We start from the raw sequence: 1,002 nt of genomic DNA on the forward strand, positions 1-1,002 counted from the left end.
TGTTTAGTCCCGGCATTTGATGGATGGGGTCGATGATGAATCGATCCGGCTCCAAAGTCCATCGTCTACAGATGAACTCGTAAGGCGTAAGGCCCTTTAACGTCTTGAGCCGGCGCCCGAAATTGTAGGCGTCGATAAAGTCGGCCAGATGTTTTTTCAACTGCGCATGATCGTCGTAGTGGAAGCGCTTGACGGTCGCCTCCTTGATCGTTCGGTTCATCCGTTCGACCTGTCCGTTAGTCCAGGGATGCTTCACCTTGGTCAGGCGATGCTCGATGCTGTGATCGTCGCAGACCCAATCGAAGATGTGCTGGAAGGCATTTCGATCACAAGCTCGGTTGGTGAACTGAATGCCATTGTCGGTCAAAACGGTGTGAATGGTGTAGGGCACTGCCGTGATCAGATTGCGCAAGAACTGAGCGGCATTCATCTTGCCGGCTTTGGTGTAGAGTTCTGCGAACGCGAACTTGGATGTTCGGTCAATTGCGACAAAGAGATAGAGCTTGCCCTCGGCCGTCTGCACCTCGGCAATATCGATGTGGAAGTAGCCGATCGGATAGCTTTTGAACTTCTTCTTCGGCTCCTTGTCGCCTCTGACCTCCGGCAGACGTGAAATGCCGTGGCGCTGCAAACACCTGTGCAACGACGACCGCGTCAGATGTGAAATGGTCGGCTGAAGAGCGTAGAGGCAATCATCGAGCGGCAGCAACGTGTGCCGGCGGAAGGCGACGATAACGGCCTCTTCTTCGAGGGAAAGGGTCGTCGAGTGCGGGTCCTTTGGGCCTGTAGCAAGGTCGACCAACGATGTCCGCTTCTTCCATTTCGCCACGGTTTTCTGGTTGATCCCGTATCGCTTCGAAAGCGTTCTCAGGCTCTCTTCACTATTTTGTATTGCTCGACGGATTGCCTCTGTCGTCGTGGCGCTCCCGTGTAAAACCTGGCCCATAGTGCTTCCCTCCATGCCAAGGAAAATATTGCACCATCAAATGCCGGGACTAAACA

General features: G+C 53.9%; 1 protein-coding gene. It reads right to left on the reverse strand.

Annotation, left to right across the window (positions count from 1 at the left end):
* A partial coding sequence (locus PH552_RS33660) for an IS481 family transposase (RefSeq protein ID WP_285166736.1) occupies nucleotides 1-946 on the reverse strand: 946 nt, incomplete at its 3' end.
* Nucleotides 947-1,002 lie beyond the last annotated feature (56 nt).

The organism is Rhizobium aureum, assembly GCF_030182495.1.
GTDB lineage: Bacteria > Pseudomonadota > Alphaproteobacteria > Rhizobiales > Rhizobiaceae > Rhizobium > Rhizobium tropici_C.